The sequence below is a fragment of the Micromonospora sp. PLK6-60 genome, from assembly GCF_019890675.1.
GTDB lineage: Bacteria > Actinomycetota > Actinomycetes > Mycobacteriales > Micromonosporaceae > Micromonospora.
This window is the reverse complement of the sequence record NZ_JAIOAA010000005.1, coordinates 13,609-26,745: the sequence shown is the minus strand read 5'-3', so window position 1 is coordinate 26,745 and position 13,137 is coordinate 13,609. Positions and strand designations below refer to the sequence as shown.

The window sequence follows — 13,137 nt, the reverse complement described above, 5'->3', positions numbered from 1 at the left end:
CACCGCCCCGGGTCACCCGTTGCGGGGCTCCCAGCGGAACCACCGCCGGGCCGCCAGCAGCCCCAGCACCAGCCAGGCGACCAGCACGCCGACCGACGGCAGCGCCGCCCAGACGCTCGCCCCCAGGCTCAGCCCGGCGCCCTGGTCGTCGCGGCCCAGCCAGCCCACCCGCAGCAGTTCCGTGAACGGCCCCATCGGCAGGAACCACAGGATCCGGTCCAGCGCCGGCGGCAACGTGTCCAGCGGCAGCAGCGCGCCCGGCGCGGCCAGGAAGACCACCATGGAGGGCAGGGTGGTCAGCATGGCCGCCTCGGAGCTGCGGGTGACGGCGGACAGGGCGGCCGAGTACGCGGCCATCACCGCGGCACCCAGCAGCAGCGCCACCAGCATGATCACCGGGTTGACGGGTGCGGGCAGGTCGAGCACCACCACGGCGTAGAGGACCAGTACGAGGGCCTGCCCGAGGAAGGTCAGCACGGTGCCGCTGGCCGTGCCGAGCAGGATGGTGCGGTCCCCGGGCAGGCCGGTACGCAGCCGCTTGAGCACCATCTCCTGCCGGCGCGCCGCGTACACGGTGGTCAGGTGGTGGTGCACCACGAAGGTCAGCAGCACGGCGCTGACGGTGGCCACCCGGCGGACGCCGGGGACCGGCTGGCCGCCGTACCCGCTGGTGAGCAGGATGGCCACCAGCAGTGGGGTGACCACGGACATCGCGGTGGCGGTCCAGTTGTGCCGCAGCACCAGCAGTTCCATCCGCAGCAGGGCCAGGATCTGCCAGGTCGGGCGGGTCGCCCGGTCGCGGGTGGCCGGTCCGGTCATCGTCGTACGGCTCATCGGGTGGTCTCCCGTTCCTGCTGCGGCACGCGCGGCTGCTGGTCGGCGGCGAGGTCGAGGAAGACGTCCTCGAGGGTGGCGGGGCGGGCGGAGAGCCCGGCCAGCCGGACCTGCCGGTCGGCGGCCCAGCTCAGCAGCCGGGTCAGGTCGTCCTGGAGGTCGCGGGTCTGGTAGTCGACCCGGTCGCCCCGCACGGACCGGGTGGCGTGCGGCAGGTCGGGGAGGGCGGGGTCGGCCGGCAGCCGGAAGGTGATCCGGGCGGGCAGGGCGGCCACCACGTCCGCCGGGGTGCCGGTGGCCACGACGTGCCCGCCGCGCAGCACCGCGACCCGGTCGGCCAGCACCTCCGCCTCCTCCAGGTAGTGCGTGGTGAGCAGCACGGTGGTGCCGGCCCGCTGGAGTTCCCGGACGATGTCCCAGGTGCGGCGCCGGGAGGCCGGGTCCATTCCGGTGGTCGGCTCGTCGAGGAAGAGCACCTCCGGCCGGCCCAGCACGGCCAGCGCCAACTCCAGCCGCCGGCCCTCACCGCCGGAGAGCTGGTCCACCGCCACCGCCGCCCGATCGGCGAGGTCCACCAGCGCCAACACCTCCCGGGCGGGGCGCGGCGCCACGGTGAGGCGGCGCCAGACCTCCACCGTCTCCCGGACGGTCAGCGAGCCGGTGAACCCGCCGTGCTGGAGCATCACCCCGGTACGCGGGCGCAGCGTGGTCCGGTCCCGCACCGGGTCGAGTCCGAGCACCCGGACCCGGCCGGCGGTCGCCGCCTGGAGCCCCTCCAGCACCTCGATGGTGGTGGTCTTGCCGGCGCCGTTGGTGCCGAGCAGGGCGAACAGCTCGCCCCGGTGGATCCGCAGCGAGACGCCCCGGACGGCTTCGAACTTCCCGTAGCTGTGCCGCAGGCCAGCCACGTCGATCACGACGTCATCCATGAGCTGACGATGCGGGCGCGGCTGTCACCCGGGCCACCCCCGCGACGTCACCTGCCGACCATGAGGAGTCCACGCCCGACCCGTGCGCCGCACACAACGCCAGATGATGGCTGTTGCACATCCTTGGCAACAAGCTAGGCTAACGGCCCGAGGGTGAGGGCGAGGGGGCTGTCGTGGTGGTGGACGACTGACCGGCCAGCCCGGCTCCGCTGTCCGTAACGCGGCGGGCTCGGCTGCCGGGTGGAAGACTGCTGTGGGTGACCACTGCACTCGTCCTCGCCGGTGGTGGCGTCGCCGGGATCGCCTGGGAGCTCGGTGTCCTGCGCGGGCTCGCCGACGCCGAGCCCGCCCTGGCCGACCGCATCCTCGCCGCCGACCTGGTCGTCGGCACCTCGGCCGGCGCCTCCGTCGCGGCCCAGATCACCAGTGGCACCCCGCTCGATGAGCTGTACGCTGCCCAGCTGAGTTCGGATTCCGCCGAGGTGGCGGTCGACGTCGACACCGAGCAGCTCTTCGCCCGGCTGGGTGAGGCGATGGCCGGCGCGTCGACGCCCGAGGAGTCCCGCCGCCGGGTCGGCGCGGTGGCGTCGGCCGCCGAGACCGTCGATCCGGCGGTGCGCCTTGCCGCGGTCGACGCGCGGCTGCCGGTGAAGCAGTGGCCGGACCGCAGTCTCGTGCTGGCGGCGGTGGACGTCGAGACCGGCGACCGGGTCGCCTTCACCCGCGACTCGGGGGTTTCCCTGCTCGACGCCGTCGCCGCGAGTGCCGCCGTGCCCGGCGTCTGGCCGCCGGTGACCATCGGCGGCCACCGGTATATGGACGGGGGTGCGTGGTCGATGGCGAACGCCGACCTGGCCGTCGGGGCGGAGCACGTGCTGGTGGTGCGGCCCGCCCTGGAGGGTGCGCCGGACCCGTGGGGCGACCTCGCCGAGGAGATCGAGACCCTGGCGCCGGCGAAGGTGCACGTGATCAGCGCCGACGAGGCGTCGGTGGCGGCGTTCGGCACCAACGCGCTCTCGCCCGCCACCCGCCCGGCGTCGGCCCGCGCCGGTCGTGCGGTCGGCGCGGCGCACGCCGCCCGGGTGGCGGCGCTCTGGCCGGTGGCCCGCCCGGCCTGAGCCGCTGTCACGTCCGCCCCGGTGGCTGTGGCGACGTTGTCGTAGGGGCGAGGCAGAATCGCGTTCGTGCTGGTGGCGGTGGAGTCGGACGACCGGGGCGGGGGAGTGCTGCAACCCCTCGACCCGGCCGGGACGCCGTGCGGCCCGGCCGAGCCGGTCACGGACCTGGCCGCCGCGGTGGCCGCCCGGGAGGCCGCCGCGCGTCCCCGCTGGGTCTGGGCCGCCGGCGCCACGAGCTATCCGCCGCTGCTGCGCGCCGGCGTGCGCCTGGACCGCTGTCACGACGTGGAGCTGACCGAGTCGTTGCTGCTGGGCCACGCCGGCCGGTGGGGTGAGCCGCGCTCGTTCGCGGCGGCCTGGGCGCGGCTCACCGGCGCCCCGGTGCCGGCGGACCCACCGCCCCGCCCGGCCGAGCCGCCCGGGCACGCCCAGGGCGCGCTCTTCGACACCCCCGCCGGGCCGCCGGGTCCGGGCATCGCGGCGTTGACCCGGGTGTACGCCGACCAACTCGCCCGCGTCGCCGCCGCCGAGCACCCCGGCCGGTTCCGGCTGCTGGTCGCCGCCGAGTCGGCCGGTGCGCTGGTCGCGGCCGAGATGGGCGCGGCCGGCCTGCCGTGGCGGGTCGACGTGCACGAGGCGGTCCTGACCGGGCTGCTCGGCGAGGCGTCCCCGGTCGGCGGGCCGCCGCGTCGGCTGGCCGAGCTGTCCGCCCGGATCGCCGACCTGCTCGGCGTGCCGGGGCTGCACGCCGACTCCCCGGCCGAGCTGATCAAGGCGTTCGCCCGGGCCGGGGTGGAGCTGCCGAACACCCGCGCCTGGGTGCTGCGCGGGGTGGACCATCCGGCGGTGCCGCTGGTGTTGGAATACAAGGAGCTCTACCGGATCTGGACGGCGCACGGCTGGGCGTGGCGGGACGCCTGGGTCTCCGGCGGCCGGTTCCACCCGGAATACGTGCCGGGCGGCGTGGTGTCCGGCCGCTGGGCCACCCGGGGTGGCGGCGCGTTGCAGATCCCGAAGGTGATCCGGCGGGCGGTGGTGGCCGATCCGGGCTGGCGGTTCGTGGTGGCCGACGCGGGCCAGCTCGAACCGCGGGTGCTCGCCGCGGTCTCCGGTGACGAGCGGCTGGCCGCCGCGGGTGGCGCCGGTGACCTGTACGCCGCGCTGGCCCGGGACGCGTTCGGCGGTGACCGGGCGCGGGCCAAGGTGGCCCTGCTGGGCGCGATGTACGGGCAGACGGGCGGGGCGGCGGTGCCGGCCCTGGCGGTGTTGAAGCGCAGCTATCCGACCGCCTTCGGCTATGTGGAGGCGGCGGCCCGCACGGGTGAGGCCGGCGGGCTGGTCCGCTCCTGGCTGGGGCGCACCTGCCCGCCGTCGTCGGCCGGGTTCGGTGACGGGTTGCCGGGGCTGGATCCGGAGCCGGCCGCCGATCCGCAGAGCCCGCGGGCCCGGGCGGCCCGCTCCCGCGGCCGGTTCACCCGCAACTTCGTCATCCAGGCCACCGCCGCGGAGTGGGCGTCGACGCTGCTGGCGACGCTGCGCACGGCGCTGGCCGGCACCGGCGGCGAGCTGGTCTTCTTCCAGCACGACGAGGTGGTGGTGCACTGCCCGGCGGAGCAGGCCGAGGCGGTGGCCGAGACGGTGACCCGCTGCGGCGAGCGGGCCACGGCGCTGCTGTTCGGGGACACCCCGGTCCGGTTTCCGCTGGATCTGTCCGTCGTGGACTGCTACGCCGACGCGACCTGACCGGCATTATTTCCGTTTTGCCCCGCTACCCCGGCCCGCGGGCGGTCGTTGGGCCCGGTGTGCGTACGACGGGACGGACCAGACGACTGCGTGCCCGGTCCGCCCCCACGGTCGAGGGGGCGCAGCTGAACCGGATCGCAGCAATGATCATCGCAGCGGGTGGTGGACGCCGGATCGGTGGACCCGAGGCGCTGCTGCACCAGGGCGAGAAGCCGCTGGTGAACCGGATGATCGACACGATGACCGAGGCGGGCTGCGGGCAGATCGTGGTCGTGCTGGGCGCCGCCGCGGACCAGGTCCGCGCCACGGCGGACCTGACCGGGTCGACCGTGGTGGTCAACCGCGCCTGGGGCACCGGCGTCGGCTCGTCGATCCGGGCCGGGCTGGCCGCCCTCACCGACGACGGCATCGAGGCCGTGGTGGTGGTGCCGGTGGACATGCCGGGCCTGACCGCCGCCGCGGTGCGCCGGGTCGCCGCGCTGCCGTACCCGGACGTGCTGGTCTGCGCCACCTACAACGGGCTGCGCGGCTATCCGATGCTCTTCGGTCGCCGGCACTGGTCCGGCATCGCCACGCTGGCCAGCGCGGACGTCGGCGCCCGGCCGTACCTGCTGGCGCACAAGGACCAGATCGTCGACATCGCCTGCGACTCGGTGGCCGACGGCAGCCGGGTGGACAGCCCGGAGCTGATGCTGCTGTACGGCCTGACCGTCCCCGAGCAGCGCGTCGGCGCGTAGGGCGGCGGAACGCGGTCCGTCCTTGACGTCCGACCCTCCATAGTGCACCCTGTTAATCGATTAACAGGAGGAGGGTCATGGGCAGCCGGACAACCCTGCGCTCCGTCGCCGAGGCGGCCGGGGTCTCCACGGCCGCCGTGTCGTACGCCTTCAACCGGCCGGACCGGCTCTCGACCCAGCTGCGGGCGCGCATCCTCGCGGTCGCCCGGGAGCTGGGCTATGCGGGGCCGGACGCGACCGCACGGTCGCTGCGCACCGGCCGGGCCAACGCCATCGGGGTCATCTTCACCACCGAGTTGACCTACGCGTTCAGCGACCCGTACGTCCTCGCCCTGCTCGGCGGCCTCACCGAGACGCTGTCGCGCAGTCGCACCAGCCTGGTGCTCATCCCGTTCGCGCCGGTCGTCGCGGGGCTGACCGACTCGCAGGTGAGCGAATCCCTCGACGCCGTACGCCGGGCCGTCATCGACGGCGCGGTCGCCGACGGCCTCACCGACGACCACCCCGCGGTGCGGGCGCTGGCCGACCGGTCGCTGCCCCTGGTCCGCTCCAGCGAGACCGCCACCGGCCGAGGGGTGCTGATCGACGACCGGCAGGCCGGCCGGGACATCGGCCACCACCTGGTCGAACTCGGCCACCGGGAGGTCGCGATGCTGGTCTCCGCGCCGCTGGCGCCCGGCCGGCTCGTGGACCGGGCGGACGAGGCGGCCCTCTACCCCTACTCCCGCAACCGACTGGCCGGCGTGCGCGACGCCCTGCCCGCCGACGCCCGGCTGCGCGTCGTCAGCGGCGGCGGCAACACCTCCGCCGCCGGGCGCACCGCGGCACACACGATCATCGCGGCCGCCGACCCGCCGACGGCCATCGCCGCGGACAGCGACGTCCTCGCCGCCGCCGTCGTCGAGGTGGCCGCCGGCCAGGGCCTTCGCGTCGGCCACGACCTCTCGGTCACCGGCTTCGACGACGTGCCGGCGGCGGCCCCGGCCGGGCTGACCACCGTCCGCCAGCCCATTCACGAGAAGGGGCAGCTGATGGCCCGCATGCTGCTCGACCCCGACGGCACACCGGACCGGGTGATCCTGCCGACCGAGCTCGTCGTCCGCGCCAGCACCGGTCCGGCGCCCGGGCGACGAGGCGAGAGGAGTGCGACATGACCGCGACACCGGCGCCACCCCTGCCAGTGCCGGACCCGGCCCGGCACTGGACCCCCGACGCGCTCGACCTGGACGCCTACCTGAAGCGCGTCGGGCATCGCGGCCCGGTCGCGCCGGACGGCCGGACCCTGCGGGAGCTGCACCGGGCACACGTCGCCGCGATCCCGTTCGAGAACCTCGACGTGCTGCTCGGCCGGGGGATCGCCGTCGACCTGGCCCGGGTGCAGGACAAGCTCGTCCACGCCGGCCGGGGCGGCTACTGCTACGAGCACGGGGTGCTCTTCGGCGCCGTCCTCCAGCGCCTCGGCTACCGGGTGGACCGGCTGCTCGCCCGCACCGGCGACCCGGCCGAGCAGCCCCGGCCCCGATCCCATCTGGTGCTGCGGGTCGACGACGGTGACCTGGTGTGGCTCGCCGACGTGGGCTTCGGCTCCGGCCTGCTCGAGCCCATCCCGCTGGTCGAAGGAAACCCGCGGCGGCAGGGCGCCTGGCACTACCAGCTGCGCCGTGGCGCGGACGGCGGGTGGCGCCTGCAGGAGCGGACCACGGGCGCCTGGAGCACCCTGCTCACCTTCACCGAGGAGCCGCAGTATCCGGTGGACGTCGAGGTCGCGAACCACAACACCGCCACCAGCCCGCAGTCACCCTTCACCCAGCGGTGCATCGTCGTACGCAAGGGCGACGCCACGGTCCGGCGGCTCATCGGCCGCGACTACGCCGAGGAACGCCCCGGCGCCGCGCCCCGCAGCCGGTCGGTCACCGACGAGGAGTACGGGTCGCTGCTGGCCGGCACGTTCGGCCTAGCCCTCGACCCGGCGGAGCTGCGGGCACTGCTCGCCACCCTGCCCCCGCCCGGCGCGGACCAGCCCACCGCACCGGACCTGGAGCTGAGAAGACCGACCGGAGACCACCATGAGTGACCCCTACCGGCTCGCCGTCATCACCGCGAGCGTCCGCCCCGACCGCATCGCCCCGACGGTGACCCGCTGGTTCCTGCGGCACCTCGCCGCGCACACCGACGCCGCCGTGGACCACCTCGACCTGGCCGCGCTCGACCTCCCCGGTGACCTGGGCGGCGGCGCCGACGCCGAACGGTTCACCAAGCGCGTCGAGCGGGCCGACGCCTTCGTCGTCGTCACCCCCGAGTACAACCACGGCTATCCCGGCCCGCTGAAGACCGCCATCGACACCCCGTACGAGCAGTGGCGGGCCAAGCCGCTCGGCTTCGTCTCCTACGGCGGGGCGTCCGGCGGCCTGCGGGCGGTGGAGCAACTGCGCACCGTCTTCGCCGAGCTGCACGTGGTCACCGTCCGCACCGGGGTGCTGATCCCGAACGTGCACGACGCGTTCACCACCGACGGTGAGCTGCGCGACCCCGGGCCGGCGCGGGCCGCCCTGGCCGAGATGGTGGGCCAACTCGACTGGTGGACCCGCGCGCTGGCCCGGGCCCGGCAGGAACGCGCGTACGCGGGCTGAGCGCGGCGGGACGGCGGGACGCGGCGGGCCTCAGGACGCGGCGCTGAAGTCGACGTCCTTGGTCTCGACGGTGCCGGCGGTGCGGCCGGGGGCCGCCTGGAAGCCCCAGTACAGGTTGGTGTGCGCGACCACCTGCGCCACCGGCGGCGCACCCCACGCCGTCTTGTCGCCGGCGGTGTGCGCGTCGCCCACCAGGGTGACGTCGTAGCCCCGGACGAACGCCCCGTGCAGCGTCGAGCGGATGCAGGCGTCGGTCTCCGCGCCGGTGACGACGAGCCGGCCGACCGCGAGGTCGGCGAGCACCGACTCGAGCGTGGTGTCCTCGAACGAGTCGCCGTAGTGCTTCTCGACGAGCGGCTCGCCGTCGGCCGGCACCAGCTCCGGCACGATCCGCCAGTCGTCGCTGCCCCGGACGAGCCCGTCGTCGGAGTGCTGCACCCAGACCACCGGCACCCCCTCCCGGCGGGCCTTCTCCACCAGGCCGGCGATGTTCGCGACCACCTCGTCGCGCCGGTGCGCCCCGCCGACAACCTCGTTCTGCACGTCGACCACCAGCAGGGCGGTGTGCGGGCGGTTCTCAAGCGTGGTCATGGGTCTTCCTCTCCCGTGGGGTTCGCCGAGAGGCTAGACCCGACCCCCGACTCTTTTCAGTCCGGCAGCGCGTTGCCGGCGACCAGCCGCCGGTACCAGTGCGCGCTGTCCTTCCAGGTCCGCACCTGGGTGTCGTAGTCGACCCGGATGATGCCGAACCGGCGGTCGTAGCCCCACGCCCACTCGAAGTTGTCCAGCAGCGACCAGACGAAGTAGCCGCGCACGTCGGCGCCCCGGTCGATCGCCACGCCCACCGCGTCGACGTGCCGGCGCAGGTAGTCGACCCGGCGCTCGTCGTGCACCGCCCCGTCCGGGGCGACCTCGTCGGCGAACGCCGCCCCGTTCTCGGTGATCATCAACGGCACGCGCGGGTACTCGTCGCGCAGCCGCAGCAGCAGCTCGGTCATGCCGGTCGGGTCGATGTTCCAGCCCATCGCGGTGTGCGGGCCGGGCTGGGGGAGGAAGTCGACGTCGCCGGCGCCGATCCACGGGGAGTGCGCGGAGCGGCCGTGCCCGTCGGCGTCCGAGCGGGGCGACACCCCGTCCCAGGCCCGGACCAGGGTGGTCGAGTAGTAGTTCACCCCGAGCACGTCCAGCGGCACCGCGGCGGTGCGCTCGTCACCGTCGTGGACGAAGGACCAGTCCGTCACCCGCGCCGTGTCGGCCAGCAGGTCCGCCGGGTACGCCCCGTCCAGCAGCGGGCCGAGGAACGCCCGGTTGGCCAGCGCGTCGATCCGGCGTACCGCGTCGGCGTCGGCCGCCGAGTCCGACGCCGGCCGGATCACGTGCAGGTTCAGCGTCACCGACAGCCGGGCCCGCGGGGCCAGCTCGCGGACCACCCGGCCGGCCAGGCCGTGCGCCAGGTTGAGGTGGTGTACGGCGGCCAGCGCGGCGGCCGGTTCGGTACGCCCCGGCGCGTGCACCCCCGAGCCGTAGCCGAGGTAGGCCGAGCACCACGGCTCGTTGAACGTGGTCCAGGTGTCCACCCGGTCGCCGAGCGCGCCGACGATGTCCGCCGCGTAGTCGCCGAAGCGCAGCGCGGTGTCCCGGACCGGCCAGCCGCCGGCGTCCTCCCACTCCTGCGGCAGGTCCCAGTGGTAGAGCGTGGCGACCGGCCGGATGCCCCGCTCCAGCAGCCCGTCCACCAGGCGGGAGTAGAAGTCCACCCCGGCCGGGTTGCGCTTGCCGCCGGGGAACACCCGGGGCCAGGAGATGGAGAACCGGTACGCGCCCAGCCCCAGCTCCGCCAGGTGGTCCAGGTCCTCGGCCCAGCGGTGGTAGTGGTCGGCGGCCACGTCACCGGTGTCGCCGTTCAACGTGCGCCCGGGCGTGTGGCTGTAGGTGTCCCAGATCGACGGCGCCCGGCCGTCCTCGTCGGCCGCCCCCTCGATCTGGTACGCCGCCGTCGCCGCCCCCCACAGGAAGTCGGGCGGGAAGGTCCGTGCCGTCATCGCGTCACCTCCGAGTCCACCACGTCGCAGCCGTACCCCGACGAGGTGCCGGCCACCAGCTCCACGGTCGCCGCACCGTCGGCGTACCGTACCTCGAACTCCGCGCCCGGCCCGTCGCCGGGAGCGGGAATGCGCACCCGGGTGCGCTGGCCCGGCGTCGGCGCGTACAGCCGCAGCCGGACCCCGTCGGCCCACTCGTAGTCCGGCCGGTCGTGCCGGTCACCGAACGGGATCACCGCGCCGGGCCGGGCCAGCACCGGCAGGCTGTCCGGGGCGTGTTTCTGGGTCACCCAGGCCGGCCCGGTCAGCCGCTCGCCGGTGACCAGATGGGTCCAGGTGCCGGCCGGGACGTAGAACGTCACCTCGCCGTCGGCGCTGAACACCGGCGCGACCAGCACGTCCGGGCCGAGCATGTACTGCCGGTCCAGGTAGGCCGCGGTCGGGTCGTCCGGGAACTCCAGCAGCATCGGCCGCATCACCGGCACGCCGTCGCGGTGCGCCTCCTCGGCCGCCGCCGCCAGGTACGGCATCAGCCGCAGCTTGAGCCGGGTGAAGTGGCGCAGCACCTCCACCGCCTCCTCGTCGTACGCCCACGGCACCCGGTACGACCCGGACCCGTGCAGCCGGGAGTGCGAGGAGAGCAGCCCGAAGGCGATCCACCGCTTGAACACCGCCGGGTCGGGGGTGCCCTCGAACCCGCCGATGTCGTGGCTCCAGTAACCGAAGCCGGAGGCGGCCAGCGAGAGCCCGCCGCGCAGCGACTCGGCCATCGCGGTGAAGGTCGACTCGCAGTCGCCGCCCCAGTGCACCGGGAACTGCTGCCCGCCGGCGGTGGCGGACCGGGCGAAGAGCACCGCCTCGCCCTCGCCCCGCTCGGCCTCCAGCAACTCGAAGACGGTCCTGTTGTAGAGGTGGGAGTAGTAGTTGTGCATCCGCTGCGGGTCGGACCCGTCGTGCCAGAGCACGTCGGTGGGGATCCGCTCACCGAAGTCGGTCTTGAAGCAGTCCACCCCCATGTCCAGCAGCACCTTGAGCTTGCCCGCGAACCAGGCGGCGGCGTCCGGGTTGGTGAAGTCGACGAGCGCCATGCCGGCCTGCCACTTGTCCCACTGCCAGACCGAGCCGTCCGGGTTGCGCACCAGGTAGCCGGCCTGCCGGCCCTCCTCGAACAGGTACGACCGCTGGGCGATGTACGGGTTGATCCACACACACCTTCAGCCCGCGTTCGTGCAGCCGGCGCAGCATGCCCTCCGGGTCGGGGAAGGTCGCCGGGTCCCAGACGAAGTCGACCCAGTGGAACTGGCGCATCCAGAAGCAGTCGAAGTGGAACACCGACAGCGGCAGGTCCCGCTCGGCCATCCCGTCCACGAACTCGGTGACCGTCTTCTCGTCGTACGAGGTGGTGAAGGAGGTGGACAGCCACAGCCCGTACGACCAGGCGGGCACCCGGGCCGGCCGGCCGGTCAGCGCGGTGTAGCGGCGCAGCACGTCCTTCGGGGTCGGGCCGTCGATGACGTGGTAGGTGAGCACCTGCCCGGCCACGCTGAACTGGGTCTGCGACACCACCTCGGAGCCGATCTCGAACGAGACGTGCTCCGGGTGGTCGACGAACACCCCGTAGCCGGCGCTGCTCAGATAGAACGGCACGTTCTTGTACGCCTGCTCGCTGGCGGTGCCGCCGTCGGCGTTCCACACGTCGACGACCTGCCCGTTCTTGACGTACGCGCCGAACCGCTCGCCCAGGCCGTAGACCGTCTCGCCGACGCCGAGCGCCAGCCGCTCGTGCACGTACGCCCCGCCGTCGGCGTCGGTGACCACCCCGACGCTGCGCTCGGTGGACGAGGTGACCACCCGGTCGCCGCGCAGGAAGTCCACCCGCCACCCGTCGACAAGCGCGACCCGGACGGTGAGTTCCCCGGTGGTCAGCGACGCGCTGAGCCCGGTGACCTCCACGGTGACCGGGTGGTCGGTGCTGGTGTCGAGCGCGAACCGGGGCTCCCGGGGCAGCCCGCCGCTGTGGTGGCCGATGGTCACCCCGACCACCCCGGGGGCGGGGGAGAAGAACCGTACGGTGATCACCGGGCGGTTGAGGGTGTCGCCGCGGCCGGTGATCCGGCCGGCGGGGGCGTACACGGTGAAGCCGCGCTCGTCCGGTTCGACCGACTCCACCACGCCGGGGCGCAGCACGCTGACCCCGGGGCGCAGCTGCCAGTACCCGTCGGTGAACTTCACTTCTCGGCTCCTACCGTGATGCCGCGGCTCAGCGTGCGTTGGAAGATGAGGAAGAACACGATGGCCGGGACGAGGCTCAGCAGCGCCCCGGCGTTGGTGGTCGGGGCGTCCATCAGCCGGTCGCCCTGCAACGAGGCGAGCGCCACCGGGACGGTCTGGGTCTCGTTGTCGATCAGCATGACCAGCGGGATGAGAAACTCGTTCCAGGTCCAGATGAAGAAGAAGACCAGCAGCACCGCGAGGGTGGGCCGGACGTTGGGCAGCACCACCCGCCACAGCGTCGTCCACTTGCCGGAGCCGTCCAGCGCCGCCGCCTCCAGCAGGCCCTTCGGGAAGGTGCCGAGCACCGAGGCGAGCAGGTAGGTGCCGAACGCGCTCTGGATGACGGTGAAGATGATGATCACGGCCAGCCGGGTGTTGTAGAGGCCGGCCTCCTTGGCGAAGTAGTACAGCGGGTAGACCAGCGACTCCTGCGGCAGCATGTTGGCCAGCAGGAACGCGCCGACGATCCAGAGCCGGCCGCGGACCCGGCCGATGCCCAGGGCGTACGCGTTGAGCAGCGACACCACCACCGCGAGCACCGCCACCGAGCCGGCGATGAGCGTCGAGTTCCACAGCTTGACCGGGAAGTCCGCCTCCCGCCAGTAGGTCACCAGACCCTTGGTGTAGAACTCGCTCGGCCAGCTCAGCGGCCCGTTCGTCGAGTAGTCGCCGGGCGACTTGAACGCGTTGAGCAGCATCACCGCGAACGGCACCAGCATCGCCAGCGCGGCCAGGGTGACCGCGGCGAGCACCAGCCACCGGGTGACGCCGCGGTGGTGCCGGTCCGGCGCCCGCCGGGCGGGCCCCGCCGGAGTGAGCGTGACGGCCAT

The 13,137-nt window shown here is 74.0% G+C and carries 11 protein-coding genes and 1 pseudogene; 6 read left to right on the top strand and 6 right to left on the bottom strand.

Translation table 11 applies throughout. The features are described from left to right. Nucleotides 1-12: 12 nt before the first annotated feature. On the bottom strand, nt 13-834 hold the full coding sequence (locus K7640_RS11650) for an ABC transporter permease (RefSeq protein ID WP_222954798.1): 822 nt from the start codon (nt 832-834) through the stop codon (nt 13-15). Beyond that, nucleotides 831-1,763: an ABC transporter ATP-binding protein gene (locus tag K7640_RS11645; protein WP_222954797.1), complete on the bottom strand. Its 933-nt coding sequence runs from the start codon at nt 1,761-1,763 to the stop codon at nt 831-833. Before K7640_RS11645 ends, K7640_RS11650 begins: the two co-directional genes overlap by 4 nt. Nucleotides 1,764-2,020: 257 nt before the next feature. Between K7640_RS11645 and K7640_RS11640 the strand changes: the two genes are divergently transcribed. The 6 genes from K7640_RS11640 (at nt 2,021) to K7640_RS11615 (ending at nt 7,991) form a co-directional block, all read left to right on the top strand. Then, nucleotides 2,021-2,881, top strand: a complete 861-nt coding sequence (locus K7640_RS11640; RefSeq protein ID WP_222954796.1) for a patatin-like phospholipase family protein — start codon at nt 2,021-2,023, stop codon at nt 2,879-2,881. Between the two features lie 57 nt (nt 2,882-2,938). Then, nucleotides 2,939-4,624: a bifunctional 3'-5' exonuclease/DNA polymerase gene (locus K7640_RS11635; RefSeq protein WP_308042541.1), complete on the top strand. Its 1,686-nt coding sequence runs from the start codon at nt 2,939-2,941 to the stop codon at nt 4,622-4,624. Nucleotides 4,625-4,767: 143 nt separating this feature from the next. Then, on the top strand, nt 4,768-5,361 hold the full coding sequence (locus K7640_RS11630) for an NTP transferase domain-containing protein (protein ID WP_222954794.1): 594 nt from the start codon (nt 4,768-4,770) through the stop codon (nt 5,359-5,361). A 77-nt stretch (nt 5,362-5,438) separates the two neighbouring features. Next, nucleotides 5,439-6,515 (top strand): LacI family DNA-binding transcriptional regulator, encoded by a 1,077-nt coding sequence (locus tag K7640_RS11625; protein WP_222954793.1) that lies wholly within the window; start codon nt 5,439-5,441, stop codon nt 6,513-6,515. Then, the gene (locus K7640_RS11620; protein WP_222954792.1) at nt 6,512-7,435 is read left to right on the top strand and encodes an arylamine N-acetyltransferase; all 924 of its coding nucleotides are present in this window, start codon (nt 6,512-6,514) and stop codon (nt 7,433-7,435) included. Before K7640_RS11625 ends, K7640_RS11620 begins: the two co-directional genes overlap by 4 nt. Continuing rightward, on the top strand, nt 7,428-7,991 hold the full coding sequence (locus tag K7640_RS11615; RefSeq protein ID WP_222954791.1) for an NADPH-dependent FMN reductase: 564 nt from the start codon (nt 7,428-7,430) through the stop codon (nt 7,989-7,991). The genes K7640_RS11620 and K7640_RS11615 overlap by 8 nt, the downstream gene beginning before the upstream one ends. A 30-nt stretch (nt 7,992-8,021) precedes the next feature. On the opposite strand, the gene K7640_RS11610 is transcribed toward K7640_RS11615, so the two are convergent. The 4 genes and pseudogenes from K7640_RS11610 to K7640_RS11595 form a co-directional block, all read right to left on the bottom strand. Then, a complete protein-coding gene (locus K7640_RS11610; RefSeq protein ID WP_222954790.1) occupies nt 8,022-8,582 on the bottom strand; it encodes an isochorismatase family protein in 561 nt (186 codons plus the stop codon). Nucleotides 8,583-8,638: 56 nt separating this feature from the next. After that, nucleotides 8,639-10,033, bottom strand: coding sequence for a GH1 family beta-glucosidase (locus tag K7640_RS11605; protein ID WP_222954789.1), 1,395 nt, complete (start codon nt 10,031-10,033; stop codon nt 8,639-8,641). Beyond that, a pseudogene (yicI, locus tag K7640_RS11600) lies at nt 10,030-12,067 on the bottom strand (alpha-xylosidase). The gene K7640_RS11605 and the pseudogene yicI overlap by 4 nt, the downstream one beginning before the upstream one ends. A 194-nt stretch (nt 12,068-12,261) precedes the next feature. After that, nucleotides 12,262-13,137 carry a carbohydrate ABC transporter permease gene (locus tag K7640_RS11595; protein ID WP_222954788.1) on the bottom strand — a complete coding sequence of 292 codons (876 nt, stop codon included), beginning with the start codon at nt 13,135-13,137 and terminating at the stop codon, nt 12,262-12,264.